General features: G+C 68.4%; 21 protein-coding genes. 12 read left to right on the forward strand and 9 right to left on the reverse strand.

Translation table 11 applies throughout. The features are described from left to right. Nucleotides 1-42: 42 nt before the first annotated feature. Nucleotides 43-603: a DUF3043 domain-containing protein gene (locus tag Q9S71_RS08490; RefSeq protein WP_311861829.1), complete on the reverse strand. Its 561-nt coding sequence runs from the start codon at nt 601-603 to the stop codon at nt 43-45. 52 nt (nt 604-655) lie between these two features. Between Q9S71_RS08490 and Q9S71_RS08495 the strand changes: the two genes are divergently transcribed. From Q9S71_RS08495 to Q9S71_RS08520, 6 genes are all read left to right on the forward strand, one after another. Beyond that, nucleotides 656-2,047: a dipeptidase gene (locus Q9S71_RS08495; RefSeq protein WP_311861830.1), complete on the forward strand. Its 1,392-nt coding sequence runs from the start codon at nt 656-658 to the stop codon at nt 2,045-2,047. 116 nt (nt 2,048-2,163) lie between these two features. After that, nucleotides 2,164-2,529, forward strand: a complete 366-nt coding sequence (gene erpA / locus Q9S71_RS08500; protein WP_064002321.1) for an iron-sulfur cluster insertion protein ErpA — start codon at nt 2,164-2,166, stop codon at nt 2,527-2,529. 114 nt (nt 2,530-2,643) lie between these two features. Further along, nucleotides 2,644-3,543, forward strand: coding sequence for an aa3-type cytochrome oxidase subunit II (gene ctaC / locus Q9S71_RS08505; protein WP_311861831.1), 900 nt, complete (start codon nt 2,644-2,646; stop codon nt 3,541-3,543). Then, complete coding sequence (ctaD, locus tag Q9S71_RS08510) at nt 3,543-5,285, forward strand: aa3-type cytochrome oxidase subunit I (protein WP_311861832.1); 1,743 nt, start codon at nt 3,543-3,545, stop codon at nt 5,283-5,285. Before ctaC ends, ctaD begins: the two co-directional genes overlap by 1 nt. Beyond that, complete coding sequence (locus Q9S71_RS08515) at nt 5,286-5,720, forward strand: cytochrome c oxidase subunit 4 (protein ID WP_064002318.1); 435 nt, start codon at nt 5,286-5,288, stop codon at nt 5,718-5,720. A gap of 6 nt (nt 5,721-5,726) precedes the next feature. Further along, a complete protein-coding gene (locus Q9S71_RS08520; RefSeq protein WP_311861834.1) occupies nt 5,727-6,524 on the forward strand; it encodes a PP2C family protein-serine/threonine phosphatase in 798 nt (265 codons plus the stop codon). An 18-nt stretch (nt 6,525-6,542) separates the two neighbouring features. On the opposite strand, the gene Q9S71_RS08525 is transcribed toward Q9S71_RS08520, so the two are convergent. The 5 genes from Q9S71_RS08525 to ctaE all read right to left on the reverse strand — a co-directional run bounded on the left by Q9S71_RS08525 (nt 6,543) and on the right by ctaE (nt 11,450). Beyond that, nucleotides 6,543-6,968, reverse strand: a complete 426-nt coding sequence (locus Q9S71_RS08525; RefSeq protein ID WP_311861836.1) for a rhodanese-like domain-containing protein — start codon at nt 6,966-6,968, stop codon at nt 6,543-6,545. A 78-nt stretch (nt 6,969-7,046) separates the two neighbouring features. Beyond that, nucleotides 7,047-8,870, reverse strand: a complete 1,824-nt coding sequence (gene qcrB / locus Q9S71_RS08530) for a cytochrome bc1 complex cytochrome b subunit (protein WP_064002315.1) — start codon at nt 8,868-8,870, stop codon at nt 7,047-7,049. Beyond that, nucleotides 8,867-9,943, reverse strand: coding sequence for a cytochrome bc1 complex Rieske iron-sulfur subunit (gene qcrA / locus Q9S71_RS08535; protein ID WP_064002314.1), 1,077 nt, complete (start codon nt 9,941-9,943; stop codon nt 8,867-8,869). The genes qcrB and qcrA overlap by 4 nt, the downstream gene beginning before the upstream one ends. Nucleotides 9,944-9,983: 40 nt before the next feature. Then, the gene (gene qcrC / locus Q9S71_RS08540; protein WP_064002313.1) at nt 9,984-10,781 is read right to left on the reverse strand and encodes a cytochrome bc1 complex diheme cytochrome c subunit; all 798 of its coding nucleotides are present in this window, start codon (nt 10,779-10,781) and stop codon (nt 9,984-9,986) included. 24 nt (nt 10,782-10,805) lie between these two features. Next, entirely contained in the window at nt 10,806-11,450 is a 645-nt protein-coding gene (gene ctaE, locus Q9S71_RS08545; protein ID WP_064002312.1) for an aa3-type cytochrome oxidase subunit III, read from the reverse strand. Nucleotides 11,451-11,572: 122 nt separating this feature from the next. On the opposite strand from ctaE, the gene trpD reads away from it, so the two are divergent. Beyond that, nucleotides 11,573-12,625 (forward strand): anthranilate phosphoribosyltransferase, encoded by a 1,053-nt coding sequence (gene trpD / locus Q9S71_RS08550; protein WP_311861838.1) that lies wholly within the window; start codon nt 11,573-11,575, stop codon nt 12,623-12,625. Between the two features lie 7 nt (nt 12,626-12,632). Further along, nucleotides 12,633-13,625 carry a PHP domain-containing protein gene (locus Q9S71_RS08555; protein ID WP_311861839.1) on the forward strand — a complete coding sequence of 331 codons (993 nt, stop codon included), beginning with the start codon at nt 12,633-12,635 and terminating at the stop codon, nt 13,623-13,625. Nucleotide 13,626: 1 nt separating this feature from the next. Here Q9S71_RS08555 and Q9S71_RS08560 read toward each other — a convergent pair whose 3' ends face one another. The 3 genes from Q9S71_RS08560 to Q9S71_RS08570 all read right to left on the reverse strand — a co-directional run bounded on the left by Q9S71_RS08560 (nt 13,627) and on the right by Q9S71_RS08570 (nt 15,981). Then, nucleotides 13,627-14,544, reverse strand: a complete 918-nt coding sequence (locus tag Q9S71_RS08560) for a 5'-3' exonuclease (protein ID WP_311861840.1) — start codon at nt 14,542-14,544, stop codon at nt 13,627-13,629. Between the two features lie 16 nt (nt 14,545-14,560). After that, nucleotides 14,561-15,334, reverse strand: a complete 774-nt coding sequence (locus Q9S71_RS08565) for a hypothetical protein (protein WP_311861841.1) — start codon at nt 15,332-15,334, stop codon at nt 14,561-14,563. A 113-nt stretch (nt 15,335-15,447) separates the two neighbouring features. Next, on the reverse strand, nt 15,448-15,981 hold the full coding sequence (locus Q9S71_RS08570; RefSeq protein ID WP_311861842.1) for a hypothetical protein: 534 nt from the start codon (nt 15,979-15,981) through the stop codon (nt 15,448-15,450). A 91-nt stretch (nt 15,982-16,072) separates the two neighbouring features. Here Q9S71_RS08570 and Q9S71_RS08575 point away from each other — a divergent pair, with 91 nt between their 5' ends. The 4 genes from Q9S71_RS08575 to Q9S71_RS08590 all read left to right on the forward strand — a co-directional run bounded on the left by Q9S71_RS08575 (nt 16,073) and on the right by Q9S71_RS08590 (nt 21,107). Further along, the gene (locus Q9S71_RS08575; protein WP_311861843.1) at nt 16,073-16,492 is read left to right on the forward strand and encodes a YchJ family protein; all 420 of its coding nucleotides are present in this window, start codon (nt 16,073-16,075) and stop codon (nt 16,490-16,492) included. Nucleotides 16,493-16,640: 148 nt separating this feature from the next. Next, nucleotides 16,641-18,092, forward strand: a complete 1,452-nt coding sequence (gene rpsA / locus Q9S71_RS08580; RefSeq protein ID WP_064002307.1) for a 30S ribosomal protein S1 — start codon at nt 16,641-16,643, stop codon at nt 18,090-18,092. A gap of 100 nt (nt 18,093-18,192) precedes the next feature. Then, nucleotides 18,193-19,920, forward strand: a complete 1,728-nt coding sequence (locus Q9S71_RS08585) for an ATP-binding protein (protein ID WP_311861844.1) — start codon at nt 18,193-18,195, stop codon at nt 19,918-19,920. Beyond that, on the forward strand, nt 19,920-21,107 hold the full coding sequence (locus Q9S71_RS08590) for a diguanylate cyclase (RefSeq protein WP_311861845.1): 1,188 nt from the start codon (nt 19,920-19,922) through the stop codon (nt 21,105-21,107). Before Q9S71_RS08585 ends, Q9S71_RS08590 begins: the two co-directional genes overlap by 1 nt. The last annotated feature ends 8 nt before the right edge of the window (nt 21,108-21,115 follow it).

Raw genomic sequence — 21,115 nt, forward strand, 5'->3', positions numbered from 1 at the left:
GGGCCCGCACCTGTCGGTGCGGGCCCGTTGCGGATCTCGGACTCAGCTCGGGTACTCGCCGCGCTTGACCTGGGGCTTGGGCAGACGCATGAACCGCATCTGCACCGAGCGCATCGCCGCGTACCAGCCGAGGCCCTTCTCTCGGCGGTCGCCCCACTTCGCGGCGGCGAGCTTCTTGACCTTGCGCGAGAGCATGATCATGTCGGCGACGACGAAGAGCAGGTAGGCCCAGAGGCCGATGTAGGCGTAGAAGACGACGGCGGTGTTCGGGACCAGGGCGAAGAGGATGACGATCACCAGCAGCGGCATGACGAGCTCGCCGAAGTGCCAGCCGGCATCCGTGTAGTCGCGGGCGAAGCGCCGCTGGGGCCCGCGGTCGCGGGGCGTGAGGTAACGCTCGTCGCCGTTGGCCATGCCGATCCGGGCCTTCTCGCGCTGGGCGGCGAGCTCGGTCTTGGCGCGGGCGCGCGCCTCCTTCGTGTTCGCGACGAGGGGCCGCTTGCGCGCCGCTTCCTGCTCGGCGCGCGTGGGCGTCGGGCGGTTCTTCCCCGCGCCGGTGGGGGCGTCTGGGGTGGTGTCGGCGGGGGGCGGTGTCTTTGCCACGGGGCGGTTCCTCGGAATCGGCGAAAAAGGCGTGCGACATAAGATTACCCGCATGACTTCCGACACCACCCGGTCCGCTGCGGTGCGCGAAGCGGCCCTCACCCAGGTGCCCGCCGCCCTCGCCGACCTGGGCTCGCTCGTCCGCATCCCCTCGATCGCGTTCCCCGGGTTCGACCGGGCCGAGGTGCAGCGCAGCGCCGAGGCCGTCAAGACGCTCGTCGAAGGCCTCGGCATCTTCGAACGCGTCGAGATCGCGACCGCGGTCGTCCCCGAGACGGGGGAGGAGGGGATGCCGGCGGTGCTGGCGACGCGCCCCGCCCGAAACGGCCGCCCCACGATCCTCCTCTACGCCCACCACGACGTGCAGCCCGTCGGCGACGAGTCCCTGTGGGAGTCGCCGCCCTTCGAGCCGACCCTGCGCGACGGCCGGATCTACGGTCGCGGCGCGGCCGACGACAAGGCCGGCATCATGGCCCACATCGGGGCACTGCGTGCGCTCGTCGACGCCGTGGGCACGGACTTCGACCTCGGCGTCAACCTCTTCTTCGAGGGAGAGGAGGAGGCGGGGTCGGCATCCTTCGCCCAGTTCCTCAGCGACAACGCGGATGCGCTCCGCGCCGACGTGATCGTCGTCGCCGATTCCGGCAACTGGGATTCCGAGACGCCCGCCCTGACGGTGTCGCTGCGCGGCAACGCCCGCTTCACCCTCGACATCGAGACGCTCGATCACGCCTCGCACTCCGGCATGTTCGGTGGGGCTGTGCCCGACGCGATGCTCGCAGCGGTCACCCTCCTCGCGACGCTCTGGGACGAGGACGGTGCCGTCGCCGTCGCCGGACTGGAATCCCGGGATGCCGCCACCCCGCCGTATTCGGAGGAGACCCTCCGCAGCGAGGCTGGTCTTCCCCAGGGGGTGTCGCCGATCGGACGCGACGAGATCCTCAGCCGCATCTGGAACAAGCCGTCGATCACGGTCACAGGCATCGACGCCCCGAGCGTCCGGAACGCGTCCAACACGCTGACCCCGAAGGTCTCGGTCGTGATCAGCACCCGGGTCGCCCCGGGGCAGGCCGCCGCCGACGCGTTCGCCGCGATCGAGGCGCACCTCCGCAGCCACGCGCCGTTCGGGGCGCGGCTGACCTTCCGCGACGTCGATTTCGGCGACCCGTTCCTCGTCGACACCTCCGGCCCTGCTGTCGAGGCGGCGCGCGCCGCCCTCGAGAGCGGGTACGGCCGCACTCCGGTCGACATCGGTGTGGGAGGGTCGATCCCCTTCATCGCCGACCTCGTGCGGGAGTTCCCGGGGGCCGAGATCCTCGTGACCGGTGTCGAGGACCCGCACGCCCGGGCCCACAGCCCCAACGAGTCCCTGCACGTCGAGACGTTCCGGAACGCCCTCGTGTCCGAGGCGCTGCTGCTCGCCTCGCTCGACGCCTCCGACTGAACAGCGGCCACGATCACCCGCGTCGCCGGGCCGAGAGGCGCACCGGGACGTAGAATCGAGAGAGCACGCCGCCCCCGTTCCTCAAGAGCACTGGCGGCCCGACCATGGGGAGAGTCATGACCGACATCGCCACGCAGTCCACCGAGACCGTTCCCGCCCACGGCGTCGCCCTCACCGAGGCCGCTGCCGAGAAGGTGAAGAGCCTGCTGTCGCAGGAGAACCGTGACGACCTCCGGCTCCGCGTCGCCGTCCAGCCCGGCGGTTGCTCGGGTCTGATCTACCAGCTGTACTTCGACGAGCGCTATCTCGACGGCGACAAGACGGTCGACTTCGACGGCGTCGAGGTCATCGTCGACGACATGTCGGTGCCCTACCTCGACGGCGCGAAGATCGACTTCAAGGACACGATCTCGGAGCAGGGCTTCACGATCGACAACCCCAACGCCGCCGGCAGCTGCGCCTGCGGCGACAGCTTCCACTGATCCATCCCGGGTCGCCTCCATCGGTCCCGGCATCCTGAGCGGATGGCCGGAACTCCGTAAGAGGTTGCCCTAGACTGGCATGAGTCTGACCTTCATGTCCCCGAAAGGTGCACCGTGCGCGTCAACCGCCGACTCCGTTGGGTAGCTCTCCCGCTCACGATCGCCTCCGCGGTCGCGCTGGCGGGCTGCAGCCCCACGACAGCGAACGGCTTCCTCCCCGGCTTCGATGAGGAGGGCGGCCAGGCGACGAACCACACGTCGATGATCGCCGGCCTCTGGACCACGTCGTGGATCGTCGTCCTCGCCGTCGGCGTCATCACCTGGGCCCTCATGGGCTGGGCCGCGATCGCCTACCGGCGCCGCAAGGGCCAGTCGGGCCTTCCGGTGCAGCTGCGCTACAACATGCCGATCGAGATGTTCTTCACGATCGCGCCGGTCATCCTGGTGCTCGGCTTCTTCGCGTTCACCGCCCGCGACCAGACGATCATCGAGACGCAGCACGAGACCCCCGACGTCTGCATCACCGCGATCGGCAAGCAGTGGGCCTGGGACTTCCAGTACAACGGCTCCGACTGCAACGACACCGAGGAGTCCGTCTGGACCATGGGTGTCCAGGCGCAGACCGACGCACAGGGCAACATCACCAACGAGCTGCCCGAGCTGGTGCTGCCGGTCGACAAGAAGGTGACGCTGCAGCTCGAATCGCGCGACGTCATCCACTCGTTCTGGATCGTGGACTTCCTTTACAAGAAGGACATGTACCCGGGCCGCGACAACTACTGGTCGTTCGTCCCCACCAAGGAGGGCGAGTACGTCGGCAAGTGCGCCGAGCTCTGCGGCCAGTACCACTCGATGATGCTCTTCAACGTGAAGGTCGTCTCCGAGTCCGAATACCAGTCGTACATCGCGTCGCTCGAGGCCAAGGGTCAGACCGGCGACATCGATGACGTCCTTGACCGACAGCAGAACGCACCGGGCACCGGCGCACCTGCCGCCGAGGGAGAGAACAACTGATGGCCACCATCACGCCTCCGGCACAGACCCTTCCCCCTCGCCAGGCGGCGCTGCTGAGCCGCTCGCGCGTCGAGCACAAGGGCAACATCGTGGTGAAGTGGATCACGTCCACCGACCACAAGACCATCGGGTACATGTACCTGATCGCGTCGGTCCTGTTCTTCATGCTCGGCGGCGTGATGGCGCTGATCATCCGCGCCGAGCTCTTCGAGCCGGGCATGCAGGTGGTGCCGACGAAGGAGCAGTACAACCAGCTGTTCACCATGCACGGCACGATCATGCTGCTCATGTTCGCGACGCCGCTGTTCGCCGGTTTCGCCAACGCGCTGCTGCCGCTGCAGATCGGAGCGCCCGACGTCGCGTTCCCGCGTCTGAACGCCTTCGCCTTCTGGCTCTTCACGTTCGGCTCGACCATCGCCGTCGCCGGCTTCCTCACCCCGCAGGGTGCCGCCGCTTTCGGGTGGTTCGCGTACCAGCCGCTGGCGAGCGAGAGCTTCAGCCCGGGTGCCGGTGGTGACCTCTGGATGCTGGGCCTCGGCATGAGCGGTTTCGGCACGATCCTCGGTGGTGTCAACTTCATCACCACGATCATGACGATGCGTGCGCCCGGTATGACGATGTGGCGCATGCCCATCTTCAGCTGGAACACGCTGGTCACCAGCATCCTGATCCTGATGGCCTTCCCGGTTCTGGCGGCGGCGATCTTCGCTGCGGCGGCCGACCGCATCCTGGGTGCTCACATCTACGACCCGGCCAACGGCGGCGTCCTGCTCTGGCAGCACCTGTTCTGGTTCTTCGGGCACCCCGAGGTCTACATCATCGCGCTGCCGTTCTTCGGCATCGTGTCGGAGATCTTCCCGGTCTTCAGCCGCAAGCCGATCTTCGGCTACAAGACCCTCGTGTACGCGACGATCGCCATCGCCGCCCTGTCTGTCTCGGTGTGGGCGCACCACATGTACGTGACCGGCGCCGTCCTGCTGCCGTTCTTCGCGCTCATGACGATGCTCATCGCGGTCCCGACGGGTGTGAAGATCTTCAACTGGATCGGCACGATGTGGCGTGGATCCATCACCTTCGAAACGCCGATGGTGTTCGCCCTGGGCTTCCTCGTCTCGTTCGTCTTCGGTGGTCTGACCGGCGTCATCCTGTCCTCGCCGCCGCTGGACTTCCACGTCTCCGACTCGTACTTCGTCGTGGCGCACTTCCACTACGTCGTCTTCGGAACCGTTGTCTTCGCGATGTTCGCGGGCTTCTACTTCTGGTGGCCCAAGTGGACGGGCAAGATGCTGAACGAGCGTCTGGGTCTCGTGCACTTCTGGCTGCTGTTCATCGGCTTCCACATGACGTTCCTCATCCAGCATTGGCTGGGCGCCGACGGCATGCCGCGACGCTACGCCGACTACGCCATGCAGGACGGCTGGACCTGGCAGAACCAGGTGTCGACGATCGGCTCCATGATCCTCGCCGCCTCGATGGTGCCGTTCCTCCTGAACGTCTGGATCACGGCACGCACCGCGCCGCGCGTCACGGTCAACGACCCGTGGGGCTACGGCGGTTCGCTCGAGTGGGCGACCAGCTGCCCGCCGCCGCGCCACAACTTCACGTCGATCCCGCGTATCCGCAGCGAGCGGCCCGCATTCGACCTGAACCACCCCGAAGCCGGCATCCCCGTCGGTGTGGGTCCTGCCAAGGACGCGCCCGACGCCCCGGTGGTCGATCTGACGAACGGTGAGGTCAAGTAAGTGAAGACCAACGTCAACCTCTGGTGGATCCTGACCGCGTTCTTCGGCCTCGTCGCCGTCGTCTACGTGGTGTGGAACATCATCGCCCACCCGCAGCTGCCGGTCTTCAACCGGATCGAGTGGGTCGGGTCCGTGGCACTCGTCTTCGTGACGGCCATGGGTGCGATGATCGCGTTCTACACGAGCCGCGTCGAGAAGGCCCAGGGCGGCGTCCTCCCCGAGGACTCCCTCACGGCCGACATCGACGACGGCGACCCTGAGATGGGCGAGTTCTCGCCGTGGTCGTGGTGGCCGCTCGTGCTCGCCGGCTCGGCGGCCGTGGCCTTCATCGGTCTCGCCGTCGGTGAGTTCATGATCCCGATCGGTTTCGCCATCTTCGTCGTCGCCATCGTCGGCTGGGTCTACGAGTACTACCGGGGCTACTTCGCCCGCTGAGTCTCCATGCGCATCCACGCGGGCGTCTTCTCCGACGTCGGAGACTACCGAGACGTAAATCAGGACGCCGCTTTCGCCTCGCCGTTCGCCGCAGCTGTGGCGGACGGCGTCGGCGGTGGTCCCTCCGGTGATCTCGCGTCGGCTGCGATCATCCACAAGCTGATCACGCTGCGCGGCGCTCTTCCCAGCGCCGAAGACCTCATCGGCCGGCTCAAGGTCGCCAACTGGGACATCGGTGCTCACATCCGCCGCGACGCCGCCCTCGCGGGTATGGCGAGCACACTGACCGGCCTCTGGCTCACGGGGGACGGCGGACTCGTCGTCGCCCACACGGGGGACTCCCGCGCCTATCTCCTGCGGGACCGTGAGCTAGCGCGGCAGACGCGTGACGACTCCTTCGTGCAGGCGTTGGTCGACCGCGGACTCATCCGTCCCGAGGATGCTTGGACGCATCCGCGCCGCAACATCATCACGGCCTCGCTGGGCGGCAACGAGGAGGACGTGATCCGGGTCGAGACGCGCGACGTGCGCATCGGCGACCGATGGGTCCTCTGCAGCGATGGCGTCACCGACTACGTCCCCGAGGATGCCCTCGCCGAGATCGTGCGCGGCGTCGCCGATCCCGTCGCGGCGTCGCGGATGATCGTCGAGCTCGCGCTCCAGGCGGCCTCACGCGACAACGTCACCGCCGTCGTGTGCGACGTGATCGACGGTGCGCCCGACATCGCCGCCGTGCCCGTCATCGCCGGCGCCGCAGCCTCCCGGTGGACCGAGGTCATCGAGACCGGTCTGGCGAGCGCCTGAGCGCCCGCCCAGGGGCGTTCAGGCGCCCGATCGGACCTGCATGACGAGCGGATCGAAGACGCGGGGGAGCGGGCCGGATGCGGCGTCCACCGGCATCCCCTCCCGTGCCCAGTACTCGTAGCCACCGATCATCTCGCGGACGCTGTAGCCGAGCTGAGCGAACTCCACGGCGCCACGGGCGCCGCCGTTGCAGCCGGGACTCCAGCAGTACACGACGACGGGTGTGTCCGCGGGAATCTCTCGCGGCGCGCGGGCCGCGATCTCGCGGTGGGGCATGTGCAGCGCGCCTCGTGCGTGTCCCTGGTCCCAGGCCTCCTGGTTGCGCACGTCGACGAGGACGAAGTGCTCGCCGGCCCTCTGAGCGGCGTACACGTCGCTGGGGTCCGTCTCGTGGCGAAGCTTCGTCCGGAAGTAGGTGAGTGCGTCGACGGGGGAGGTGGTCATGTCTCGACGCTACGGGAAGAGAAAAGCGGCGGGGCCTGACCTTTCGGTCAGACCCCGCCGCAATCCTGCCAGAGAGGATCAGCTCTTCGCGCCGTCGTCCTTCTTCCGCGGAGCGTCGTCGACCACGATGATGTTCGACGGGCGGTTCGCGGTCTCCGGGTTGTGACCGTCGTCGATCGGGTGCAGCGGCGCGTCGGGGACACCGGCGCGCTCGTGGGCACCGCGGATCTCCTCCTGCTCCTCGTGCTCGATGTGCTCGAGTGCGTGGTGCTGGTGGGCGATCGCGGCATCCAGCTCGGTCTGCGTGACCGGCGACAGACGGTCCTCGAAGAACCAGCGCGACAGCGAGGCGCGGACGTTCTGGTGCCACGGGATCCGACCGTTGTCGTTCGGACGGACGACCAGGGGCTCGTGCACCTCGAAGTCGATCAGCTTCACGCGCTCGTACGCGTCGACGGGCTGGTGGACTTCGATGTACTCGCCGCCGGGGAGGCGGACGATGCGACCCGACTCGTAGCCGTGCAGGGCGATCTCGCGGTCCTTCTTCTGGAGCGCGATCGCGATCCGCTTCGTCACGAAGTAGCCGACGATCGGGCCGATGAACAGCAGCGCCTGGAGGGAGTGGATGACCCCCTCCATCGTCAGCGAGAAGTGCGTGGCGATGATGTCCGAGGAGGCGGCGGCCCACAGGACGGCGTAGAAGATCACGCCGGCGACGCCGATGGCCGTGCGGGTCGGCGCGTGGCGGGGACGCTGCGCGATGTGGTGCTCGCGCTTGTCACCCGTGACCCACGCCTCGATGAAGGGGTACACCGCGACGAGCACGATGAACAGACCCAGCACCGCGACCGGCAGCAGGATGCCGAACGAGAAGGTGTGGTCGAACAGGACGAGGTCCAGGTTCGAGGGCGCGAGACGCAGCGCACCGTCGGCGAAGCCGATGTACCAGTCGGGCTGGGTACCGGCCGAGACGGGGGACGGGTCGTACGGGCCGTAGTTCCAGATCGGGTTGATCGTGAACATCGAGGCGATGAGGACGAGCACACCGAACGTGATGAACAGGAAGCCGCCCATCTTCGACATGTAGATCGGGACCATCGGGTAGCCCACGACGTTGTCGTTCGTGCGGCCGGGGCCGGCGAACTGCGTGTGCTTGTTGATGATCATCAGCATGAGGTGCGCGGCGATGAGCGCGATGAGGATCAGCGGCAGCAGCAGGATGTGCAGCGTGTACAGACGGCCCACGATCGCCATGCCCGGGAACTCGCCTCCGAAGAGGAGGTACGAGGTCCAGGTGCCGATCAACGGCAGACCCTTGATCATGCCGTCGATGATGCGGAGGCCGTTGCCCGAGAGCAGGTCGTCGGGGAGCGAGTAACCGGTGAAGCCGAGTGCCATGGCGAGGATGAACAGGACGAACCCGATCACCCAGTTGAGCTCACGCGGCTTGCGGAACGCGCCGGTGAAGAACACGCGCAGCATGTGCACGCCGATCGCGGCGATGAACAGCAGCGCCGCCCAGTGGTGCAGCTGCCGCACGAGCAGACCGCCGCGGAGGTCGAACGAGATGTTCAGCGTCGACTCGAGGGCAGCCGACATCTCGATGCCGCGCAGCGGTGCATATGCGCCGTTGTAGTGCGTGGGCGCCATCGACGCCTCGAAGAAGAACGTCAGGAACGATCCCGACAGGAAGACGACGACGAAGCTCCAGAGGGCGATCTCACCCAGCATGAACGACCAGTGGTCGGGGAAGATCTTGCGGCCGATCTCCTTGACGAGACCGGAGATGCTCGTTCGCTCGTCGAGGTAGTTGGCCGTGGCGCCGATGAAGCGGCCGCCGAGCGGCTTCTCCGCCGGCTTGGCCACCGCTGTGGTGGACGAGGATTCAGTCACGGTGCTCAATGACGCTCCCAGAAACTCGGCCCGACGGGCTCTTCGAAGTCGCTCTTGGCGATCAGGTATCCGTCTGCGTCGACCGTGATGGGCAGCTGGGGGAGCGGGCGGGCGGCGGGTCCGAAGATGACCTCGGCGCCGCGCGACACGTCGAACTGCGACTGGTGGCAGGGGCAGAGCAGATGGTGGGTCTGCTGCTCGTACAGCGCGACGGGGCATCCGACGTGCGTGCAGACCTTCGAGTACGCCACGATCCCGTCGTAGGACCAGTCGAGGCGGTTGTACTCGGCGGGCAGCTGCTCGGGGAGCAGCCGCATGAGGAGGACGATGGCCTTGGCCTTCTCCTCGAGGTATCCATCCAGGTGGTCGACGTCCTTGAGGGACTCCGGGATGACGTGCACGGCGGAGCCGAGCGCGACGTCGGCGGCGCGGATGGGGAGGCCGGACGGGTCGTGCGCCAGGCGCTCACCCTCCTTCCACATCGTGTGCTTCAGCAGCGCGACGGGGTCACCGGCGAGCGGGTGCTCCTCGGACGCGTGGGGCGCGAGGCCGCGGAACAGCGTCACACCCGGGACGATCGAGGCGACGAGGGCGGCGATGAGGCCACCGCGGATGGCGGTGCGACGGCCGAAGCCGGATTCCTCGTTGGCCTCGCGGAAGACATCGACGGCCGCTTCGCGGGTGGACTCCTTGCCGCGCGTCGAGTGGCGCTGCTCGATGTGCTCCTTGTCGGGCATGATCGCCTTCGACCAGTGGATCGCGGCGATGCCGATGGTGAGGAGGGCGAACCCGATCCCGAGACCGATGAACAGGTTGTTCGCGCGGATGTCGCCGAAGGCGCCGCTCTCGATCGGGAACAGCATGTACGCGGCGACGGCCCAGAGGCTGGCGGCGAGCGAGATGTAGAACAGCGTGTAGACGGTGCGGACCGCGCGGGCCATCGCCGCCGGGTCCTTGTCGGTCATCCGCTCGCGGTGCGGCGGCAGACCCGGGTTCTGCACGGGGTCGGCGACCGCGACGACGAGACCCGACGAAGGCTGAGGAGCCTTCTCGAGCGCCTGCGGCTCTTCCTCGTGTGACATTGTGCTCCTCGTCCGTGAAATTCTGTGCGTCAGTGGTGGGTCAGTTGGACTTCGCGGTGATCCACACCGAGATGCCGATCAGCGTGCCGATGCCGAAGATCCAGATGAACAGGCCTTCGGAGACCGGTCCGAGCGAACCGAGCGTGAACCCGCCGACGGGTTCGCTCTTCTGCAGGTACATCAGGGACGAGATGATGTCGCGCTTCTCGTCGGGCGTGATGGTCATGTCGTTGAAGACGGGCATGTTCTGCGGGCCGGTGACCATCGCCGCGTAGATGTGCAGCGGGCTGGTCTTGGTGAGCGCGGGAGCGTACTTGCCCTCGGTCAGAGCACCACCGGCGGCGGCGACGTTGTGGCACATCGCGCAGTTGATGCGGAAGAGCTCGGCACCCTCCGTCAGGTTGCCCTCACCGTCGAGGATGCGCTCGTCGGGGTAGGTCGGCCCGGGGGCGACGGACTGCACCCACGCAGCCATCGCCTTGATCTGGTCCTCGGTGAACTGCGGCGACTTCTGCGGTGCCTGCGGACCCTGGTTCTGCAGGGGCATACGGCCGGTCGCGACCTGGAACTCGACGGACAGCTCGCCGACGCCGTAGAGCGAGGGGCCGTCGGCCGTGCCTTCGAGGTCGAGGCCGTGGCACGTCGCGCAGTTCGCCTGGAACAGCTTCTTGCCGTCCTCGACGGTGAGCGTGGACGTCTCGGTCGACGTCGTCGACGCCATGGCGGCGGACGCACCGGCGTAGATGCCACCCGTGAGCAGCAGGCCGACGCCGATCAGAGCGGCGGCCGCCCACTTGCTGCGACGGCCCGTCTGCCGACGCGGGGTCTTGGATGCCATTGAGGAACTCAGCTCCGCTCTGTGTTACCGGATGAAGTAGATGACGGCGAAGAGGATGATCCACACGACGTCGACGAAGTGCCAGTAGTACGACACGACGATCGCGGAGGTCATCTCCTTGCGGCCGAAGTTCTTGACGGCGAAGGCGCGCCCGATGATGAGAAGGAAGGCGATGAGGCCACCCGTCACGTGCAGGGCGTGGAAGCCGGTCGTCAGGTAGAAGGCCGACGCGTAGGAGTCGGCGCTGATGGGCATCCCCTCGGCGATCAGGGTGGCGTACTCCCACACCTGACCCGAGACGAAGACCGCACCCATGATGAAGGTCACGTAGAACCACTCGACCATGCCCCACTGGCGGAAGTTCCAAAGGGATCCGCGACGGTAGGGCTGGAAGCGCTCGGCCGCGAAGACACCGGCCTGCGCCGTGAACGACGACAGCACCAGGATGAGGGTGTTCACCGCGGCGAACGGGATGTTGAGCAGCTCGGTGCGGGCGGCCCACAGCTCCGGCGAGGTGTTGCGGATCGTGAAGTAGATGGCGAAGAGGCCGGCGAAGAACATGACCTCGCTGCCGAGCCACACGATCGTGCCGACGGCCACCGGGTCCGGTCGTTTCACCGAACGCAGTGCCTGGTTGTATGTCGCGGGAGTGGTCGTCACGCTCCCCATTATGGCCGATGTTGGGGGAGGGTTTCGCATTCCTGAAGGTACTCGTCCCTTTCTCCGGCATCGGATCGCGTGATGCACGGGCCGCGAGTCGGCTGACAGAGTGCTGAGTAGGATCGGGAGGCATGGCGGACATGTACTCCTGGCCCGAAATCCTCACCTCGGTGCTCTCCGGTCAGGACCTCAGCGTGTCCGAGTCGACCTGGGCGATGCGCCAGGTGATGCAGGGCGCGGCGACCCCGTCGCAGCTCGCGGCGTTCCTCGTCGCGCTGCGCGCCAAGGGCGAGACCGTCGACGAGGTCGTCGGCTTCCGCGACGCCATCCTCGAAGCGGCCGTTCCCCTCCCGGTGCCGGCCGAGGTGCTGGACATCGTCGGCACGGGCGGCGATCGTTACGGGACCGTGAACGTCTCGACGACCGCATCGGTGGTCGTGGCGGCCACCGGCATCCCCGTCGTCAAGCACGGCAACCGCGCCGCGAGCTCGAAGTCGGGATCGTCCGACGTGCTGGCGGCCCTCGGTGTCGACCTGACGAGTTCGCCCGAACGGGTCGCCGCGGTGCTCGACGAGGTGGGGATCACGTTCGCGTTCGCGTCCGCATTCCACCCCGGGTTCCGCCATGCCGGTCCCACGCGCGCCGAGCTCGGCATCCCGACGGTCTTCAACTTCCTCGGACCGCTCTGCAACCCGGCGCGCGCCGAGGCCAACGCGGTGGGGGTCGCGCACCTGGACCGCGTGCCGCTCATCACCGGCGTCTTCCGGACGCGCGGTGCGACGGCGCTCGTCTTCCGCGGCGACGACGGCATGGACGAACTCACCACCACCGGGCACAGCCGGGTGTGGGAGATCAGCCGGGGCGACGTCCGCGAGCACGACCTCGACCCCCGCGACCTCGGGATCCCGCGGGCGGAGATCTCCGACCTCCTCGGGGGCGACGCCCCGCACAATGCCGAAGTGGTCCGTCGCGTGCTGCAGGGCGAGTCCGGCCCGGTGCGCGACATCGTGCTGCTCAACGCCGCCGCCGGGATCGTCTCGTACCGGCTGTTCCGGGATGCCGGCGAGCTCCAGCGACCCTTCGTCGAGCGCCTCGCTGAGGCCCACGCCGAGGCGGAGGCGGCGGTCGACTCGGGAGCGGCCGCAGCCAAGCTCGACGCGTGGGTCGCGGCATCCGGGCGCTGAGGCCGACATGGACCCGATCGAGGCGCTGACGGAGATCGCGGAGCTCCTCGAGCGCGATCGCGCCTCGCGGTACAAGTCGAAGGCGTTCCGCGCCGCCGCGAAGACCCTGACGGAGCTGAGCGCGGACGAGCGGACCGACCTCCCTGGGATCCGTGCTCGGAAGGGCATCGGCGACTCCACCTTCGCCGTGATCAGCGAGGCGGTCTCGGGCCGCGTCCCCACGTATCTGGCGGATCTCCGGGAGCGCGTGGCGCCGCCACAGGCATCTGCTCTGAGGTCGCAGCTGCGCGGGGACCTGCACGCGCACTCCGAATGGTCGGACGGGCTGACGTCGATCGACCTCATGGTGGAGGCGGCCAGGGCGCTCGGTCACGAATACCTCGCGCTCACGGACCACTCGCAGCGGCTGCGCGTCGCGCGGGGCCTGTCCGCGGAGCGGCTGCGCGAGCAACTGGCGCTCATCCCGGGGTTCTGCGACGACGACTTCACTCTCCTCAGCGGCATCGAGGTCGACATCCTCGACGACGGCTCGCTCGACCAGGAGGACGGGCTGCTCCGATCCCTCGATATCGTCGTCGCGTCGGCGCATTCGGCGCTGCGAATGGAGCGCGGTCCGATGACGCGGCGGCTGGTGGCAGCGGCATCCGATCCGCGTGTCGACGTGCTGGGTCACGTGACGGGGCGGCTCGTCTCGGGATCACGCGGCACGCGTCCGCCGTCCGTGTTCGACGCAAGGGCGGTCTTCGAGGCCTGCGCCGCGCACGGCACCGCCGTGGAGATCAATTCCCGGCCCGAGCGCGAGGACCCGCCGGACGATCTGCTCGCCCTCGCGATCGAAGTGGGGTGCCTGTTTTCGATCGACTCGGATGCGCACGCGCCCGGTCAGCTGTCGCTGCTCGATCACGGCGCGGTCCGCGCCGAACGCGCCGGTGTGCCCTCGGAACGCATCATCACGACGTGGCCGCTGGCGCGGCTTCGGGAGTGGAAGGCGTCGCGCTGAGTCAGGCCCGGGCGGACAGCGCCGCCGCGGCGCGCGTGGCGGAGGATCCGAGCGACCACGCCTCCGCGAGCTGTGCGACGGCCGCCTTGTCCGGCGCCGTGATGCGGGTGTCGACCGCGGGGAGGTCGAGGGTGCGGACGACCTCGACGACGCGGGGCGCGACATCGAGGTAGTCGGCCGCGGCGAGGATCTTGTTCCGCACGCCGGCGCTCATCCCCTCGCCGGCTTCGGCTGCCCGCCGGATGCCGGCGAGGTCGCCGTGGGCGGCGAGGAGCGTCGCGGCCGTCTTCTCGCCGACACCCGCGACCCCGGGGAGGCCGTCGGACGCATCGCCGCGCATCGCGGCGAAGTCCGCGTATTGCGTCGGGAGGATGCCGTACTTGCTGACGATGACGGCATCCGTCAGTTCTTCGAGCTTGCTCATCCCGCGCCCGGTGTAGACGACGCGGACGCCGCGGGCGTCGTCGACGAGTTGGAACAGGTCGCGGTCGCCCGTGATGACGTCGACGGGGATATCGCTGGTCGAGGCGAGCGTGCCGATGACGTCGTCGGCCTCGTGGTCGGGTGCGCCGATGATCGGGATGCCGAGGGTGCCGAGTGCCTCACGGATCACCGGCACCTGGATCTCGAGGGGATCGGGGACCTCCTCGACGTCCGGCGCGGACTCCACCTCCTGCGCGACGCGGTGCGATTTGTACGACGGGATCAGGTCGACACGCCACTGCGGACGCCAATCGTCGTCCCAGCAGGCGACGAGGTGCGTCGGCTCGTAGGTGCTGACGAGCTTGGCGATCATGTCGAGGAATCCGCGCGCGGCGTTGACGGGGCGACCATCGGGCGCCTTCACCGTGTCGGGCACGCCGTAGAAGGCGCGGAAGTAGAGGCTGGCGGAGTCGAGCAGCATGAGGCGTCCGGTCACGCGCTCATCCTCGCATTCAGCAACCGGGACCGCCGGGGTCTTCGTCGCAGGTCTGCTCGACGAGGGCCGTGTCGACGTCCACGACGCGGATGACGGTCGTGGGTGTGTCGATCTCGAGAATTCCGGGGACCGCGAACCAGCCGCCGCCGGCGTCGGCTTCGGCGACGTAGCGGATCGTCGCGCTGGCCTCGTATTCACCGGGCTCGGCGTAGCTGTGGCTCGTGTCGGTGGCGGTGAACTGCGGGACGTCGAGGTCCTGCCAGGACGTCCCGGGGGTCGTCGTCTCGCGGGTGGCGCCGTCGCCGTAGTCGAAGAGGAAGGACACCGGTGTGAACCGGACGGTCACGGGGACGTCGAAGATCTCACCGTCGACCGTGTGCTCCGTGGCGCCGACGACGAAGTTCGTGGGCATGCCGACCACTCCGAACCCGTCCGGCTCGCCCACGACGCCCGGCGGCGCCGGTGCGAACTGCGCCACGTCGTCGATCGTGGCGGTCGTCGGGTCGGGTGCGGCGGGCGCCGGCGCGGGTTCTGCGGGCTCCTGATCGGCCTGCTCGGTCGACGGGAGTGGCGCGCTGCCGGGCGCCGTGATGGGGGCGGTGCAGGCGAGGTCGAAGGCGCAGTCCGCCAGCCACTGGTCGCGTGTGCGGCCGCCGGGGTAGTACGCGTTCGGGTCGCGCGGCGGGGGCGGGGCGAGGATCGGGGCGCTGCCACCGCCGCCGTTGTTGTTGGTGTTGCGCGAGGGTGCGCGGGGTGTGGTGGTTTCCGTGCGGGTGGCCTCGATGGCCACCGAAGATCCGTCGCTGACAGCGTGACAGTCGCTGGTCCAGCTTTGGTGACCGCAGCTTGTCGAACCAGAGCCGGCAGCTGCCAGTGTCGAGATCGACGCTGCCACTATGAGTGCTAGCAAGCTGGACCTCCGTCGCGGGAGTCAATCTTCGCGATTTTGAAGTCAGCGCCTTCTGGATTACTCAGGGTCACCCGCAGTGTTTGTTCGTCGGGACGATCAGGCGAGACCTGAGAGACGCCGTCGCGGTCGACGACATCAACCCGGGAAACATCGATGCAGGAATCCAGCACGACTTGGCGTTCTTCAGGATCCCAACTCGAACCCTGCAAGAGCGTTACGACGGTCTCACCGGATACTCTCCAACCGTTCGCGTGATACTCGCTCAGTCCCTTCCGCTCGGTCGCGTTCGCTTCGCCTGTGGTCAGCGCATAAACCGGCTCGAAGGTCGCGGGGTCGCTGAGGTCGACCTGATTCAGGGCGTCGACGTATGCACGGTAGGTCGCTTCGGCGGCGGCGAACGCCTCTGCTTCCGACGCGAACCCGGTCGGCGTGGGGGAGGGCGTCGGGGTGGAGGCCGGAGCGCACGCGGTGAGAGCGGCGGCGAGCGCGGTCGCCGCGAGCAGCGCTGCAGAACGTCGAGCGGTCATGCGACCACGGTAGTGACCGTGCGCGCTCACCCGGTCGGTTCTCCACAGCGCGTAGGCTCGCTGGCGTCATCCACCGGGTGGGGAGGGGATCATGTCGTTCGGAGCCGCGGCATCCGCTCATCGAGGGCGTCGACCCGCGCCGGACTCGCTCTGCCCCTGCGGCCGACGGGCGTTCGGCTCGTGCTGCGGGCCCGTTCTCGCCGGCGTTCCCGCCGAGACGCCCGAGGACCTCATGCGGTCGCGGTACACCGCGTTCGCCCTGGGCGACGCCCGGCATCTGGCCGACACCTGGTTCCCCGCGACGCGTCCGGACGAGGTGTCGGTGGATGCCGCGACCACCTGGCTCGGGCTGGAGGTCCTGCGTTCCGAGACGTCCGCCGACGGCCGATCCGGGCGGGTGACCTTTCGAGCGCGATGGTCCGACACCGGCACCCGGGATCAGGGCGTCCTCGAGGAGGACAGCCGGTTCGTGCGGCGCGCGGGGCGCTGGTACTACGCGGACGCTCTCTGATACCCTGGAGCGTCACACGCGTGGCCCTTGTGCCGCGCCCGCGTGACATCGCACGAACCAACCACCCTGCCGCGATCAGCTGCCGCACGTCCTCGTGCGGACTGGCTCCGTGGCCCGAACACAACACCATCCAAGGACAACCCCCTACATGACTAACGCAACGACCGCCCCGGCCACCAAGCAGGTCGCCATCAACGACATCGGATCTGCTGAGGACTTCCTGGCCGCGGTCGAGAAGACCCTGAAGTTCTTCAACGACGGAGACCTCATCGAAGGCACCGTCGTGAAGATCGACCGCGACGAGGTCCTCCTCGACGTCGGCTACAAGACCGAGGGCGTCATCCCCTCGCGTGAGCTCTCGATCAAGCACGACGTCGACCCCAACGAGGTCGTCAACGTCGGCGACCAGGTCGAGGCCCTCGTCCTCCAGAAGGAGGACAAGGAAGGCCGCCTGATCCTTTCCAAGAAGCGCGCGCAGTACGAGCGTGCCTGGGGAGACGTCGAGAAGATCAAGGAGAACGACGGTGTCGTCACCGGCTCCGTCATCGAGGTCGTCAAGGGTGGTCTCATCGTCGACATCGGCCTCCGCGGCTTCCTCCCGGCGTCGCTCATCGAGCTGCGTCGCGTTCGCGACCTGACGCCGTACCTCGGCCAGGAGATCGAGGCCAAGATCCTCGAGCTCGACAAGAACCGCAACAACGTCGTCCTCTCGCGCCGCGCCCTGCTCGAGCAGACGCAGTCCGAGTCGCGTTCGAACTTCCTCAACAACCTCCACAAGGGTCAGGTCCGCAAGGGCACCGTCTCGTCGATCGTCAACTTCGGTGCGTTCGTCGACCTCGGTGGCGTCGACGGTCTCGTCCACGTCTCGGAGCTCTCGTGGAAGCACATCGAGCACGCATCCGAGGTCGTCGAGGTCGGCCAGGAGGTCACCGTCGAGATCCTCGAGGTCGACCTCGACCGCGAGCGCGTCTCCCTGTCGCTGAAGGCGACGCAGGAGGACCCGTGGCAGGTCTTCGCCCGCACCCACGCGATCGGTCAGGTCGCGCCGGGCAAGGTCACCAAGCTCGTTCCGTTCGGTGCGTTCGTCCGCGTCGCCGACGGCATCGAGGGCCTCGTGCACATCTCCGAGCTGTCGGGCAAGCACGTCGAGCTCGCCGAGCAGGTCGTCTCCGTCGGTGAAGAGGTCTTCGTCAAGATCATCGACATCGACCTCGAGCGTCGCCGCATCTCGCTGTCGCTGAAGCAGGCCAACGAGTCGGTCGACCCCAACGGCACCGAGTTCGACCCGGCCCTGTACGGCATGGTCACCGAGTACGACGAGAACGGCGAGTACAAGTACCCCGAGGGCTTCGACCCCGAGACCAACCAGTGGAAGGAAGGCTTCGACGAGGCCCGCCTCGCCTGGGAGGCCGAGTACGCCGCTGCTCAGGGTCGCTGGGAGGCTCACAAGGCCGCCGTCGCCAAGGCCCTCGAGGCCGAGGCCGCCGCTCCCGCCGACTCGGGTTCGTCGTCCTTCTCGTCCGAGGTCTCGAGCGGTGCCGGCACCCTCGCCGACGACGAGGCGCTGGCTGCTCTCCGCGAGAAGCTGTCCGGTCGCTGATCGACACCACCACGACCGAGGGGTCGGAGCCATGTGCTCCGGCCCCTCGGCCGTTTCCGGGCGTCTGACGCCGGGGCATCCGGGCCGGTAACGTTCTCCTGTGGCACATGCGGATCAGGACGCGGCTTCCGCCGACCGCGCGCCCGCGCCGCCGCCCGCCCCGGGCGAACGCCCCCACCGGGCGTCGCGCCCGCGCGAGCCGCTGACGGAGCTGCGCGACCGCGTCGTCGCGAACAACCAGATCCTCCTCACCGCGATCGTCGCCGGCATCTTCCTGTCGGGTTTCCCTGGCGGGTGGCTGGCGCAGGCCTCCTCGTTCGCGGCCGGCGTCGTGCTCATCGTCGTCGCTGCCCTCGCGAGCCTCGCGGTGCCGTGGTCCCGCATAAACCCGTCGTGGGTCGCGATCGTCCCCGTGGTGGACATCGTCGCGATCGGACTGATGCGCATCTCCGACGTCCCGGGGATCGCTCTGCTGTGGGCGTTCCCCACGATGTGGCTGTCGAGCCTCGGGCGGATCTGGCTGATCGTGGGCTGCGTCGGATCGATCAGCGCCTACTGGATCGCGCTCGCCCTCGCGCCGTCGTTCGAGTTCACCTGGGGCATCATCGTCCTCCCGGCCGTGGTCATCGCGATCGGTGTCTCCACCTACAACGGCACCCGCCGTTTCCAGGCGCAACGCGCCCTCCTCGACAAGCAGAACGTCCGTCTGGCGGCGGCGCTGCGCCACGCCAGCAGGCAGGAGCAGCTGCTCACCGAGGTCCTGGACACCGTCGACTTCGGCGTCCTCCGCATCGGTACCGACGGCGAGATCACGTTCGTCAACGACGCTCTCGGCAAGTTCCAGCAGCGCATCCCGAGTTTCGGTCGCATCGACGCCACGCAGACCATCTACGCCGCGGACGGCGAGACCCCGCTCGCACCGCACGAGCGGCCGCTCGCCCGCATCCTCCGAGGCGAGACGTTCAGCGACCTCGTGGTCTGGTACCCCGTCTCCGAGTCCCGACGGGCCGCGATCAGCCTGACCGCGCGGCGGATGAAGGATGCCGACGGCCGCCCTGCCGGCATCGTGCTCGTCGCGCGCGACGTGAGTGAGGAGCGCACCGCCCTCAAGGCGCGCGACAGTCTGGTCGCGTCGGTCTCCCACGAACTGCGGACGCCGCTGACCTCGATCATCGGGTACCTCGAGCTCGTCCTCGACCACGAGGACCTGCCTCCGGAGATCGCCCGACAGGTCGACGTCGCCTACCGCAACAGCGAGCGCCTCCTCGGGATCGTGTCGGGGATCCTCGCCGCCTCGACGGCGTCGCGGATGTCGGTCGAGGTCACCCTGTCGCCGCAGGAGACAGACCTCGCCGACGTCGTGGCGGCAGCGGCATCCGATCTTGGACCCGTGGCGCGAGACCGGGCGATTCGGATCGACGCGAGCGACCTCGTGCCGACCCCGGCGTTCATCGACGCGGCGCGCATCCGGCAGGTCGCCGACAACTTGCTCAGCAACGCGATCAAGTTCAACCGCGACGGCGGCACGATCACGGTGGGCTCATCGACCGACGGCCGGCACTCCTGGTTCCTCGTCCGCGACACCGGGATCGGGCTGTCGGCCGAGGACCAGGAGCGGGTCTTCGAGCGGTTCTTCCGGGCGGAGAGCGGTGTGCCGGGAACCGGGCTCGGTCTCGCCATCAGCCGCGAGATCGTGCGCGCGCACGGCGGCGACATCACGGTGACGTCGACTCCGGGTCTCGGGACGACGTTCATGGTCCGCCTGCCCGCGACGGCGGAGACGGCGAGCGACGGCGCGCTGCGCTCCGCGGCCGGGGACGGCGAGTGATGAGTCTCGACCTCTTCTCGGTGACCGTCATGACGGCGATCGTCGCGCTGACGGCCGCGGGGATCTTCGTCGTCGAGACCCTGCGACGCCGGGACACGGGCGCCGGGCGCCTCTGGGCGGTCGGTTATCTCTGCGGCACCGCCACGACGTTCGCCTACATCTCGTGGGCGTCCGGCATCGGCGGCTCCGTGGCCATCGCGATCGGCAACGCCTCCTTCGCGCTCACGCCCGCCTTCATCTGGCTGGGGAACCGCCGCTTCAACGATCGACCCATCGGGCGGCCCGCCGTCATCGTGGCGGTTTTGACGATCGCGACGTTCGTCGCGACGGTGGTGCGGGTCCCCGTGGACGGCAGCTGGGGAGGGTGGACGGTGATGGTGGTCACCATCGTCGGCCTCTTCGCGGTCGGAGGCATCGAGGCGCTGCGACGACCCATGGGGCGCGTCGGCAACGCGCGACTGTTCGCCATCGTCCTCCTGGCGGCGGCGGTCTACTACGCCGCACGCCTCGTCGCCTTCGTGTGGAACGGACCCGAGGGCGACTTCTTCGCGACCTGGTTCGGATCGGTGTCGGCGAACATCGCGACCGTCGTGCTCACGATGGTCGCCGTCGTCGTGACGTCGATCCTGCGATCGACCAAGAGCGCGACCCACCGCTTCGAATGGTTGAGCGAGAACGGTGTGGCCGCCGACGGGGTGATGCTGTCGGGAACCTACCGCGACGCCCTCCGCGACGTGGCCGAGCGGGCGAGCTGGCGCCAGGATCTGCTGAGCGTCGTCGTCGTCGGGGTCGACGGGATGGAGGAGATGGCGGCGGCCTTCGGTACGGATGCCACGGACGAGCTCGCGGCCCAATGGCGGCGGTCCGTGCGTCGACACGCCCCGGCATCCGCCTTCGTGGGGGAGGACGGCGACGCGACGATGTCGGTCTGCGTCGTCTCCGGGACGGCCGCCGAGGCGCGTCGCCAGGCCGCGGCCATCTACCGGGGCTGCATCGACGACCTCGCCGGCAATCCCACGGGGCTGCTCCCGATCGTCGGCGTCGGTGTCGCGCTGACGGAGACGGTCGGATACGACCCCGAGGTCCTCCTCAACGCCGCGCGTGCCGCGGCGCAGCGCGCGTCGCGCAGCCTCGAGGCATCGGTTCTCTTCGGCGGGATCGAGGACGGCGGCGCCCCTCGGGCGTGACGGCGCCA

Source organism: Microbacterium gawkjiense (assembly GCF_031932225.1).
In the GTDB taxonomy this organism is placed as follows: Bacteria; Actinomycetota; Actinomycetes; order Actinomycetales; family Microbacteriaceae; genus Microbacterium; species Microbacterium gawkjiense.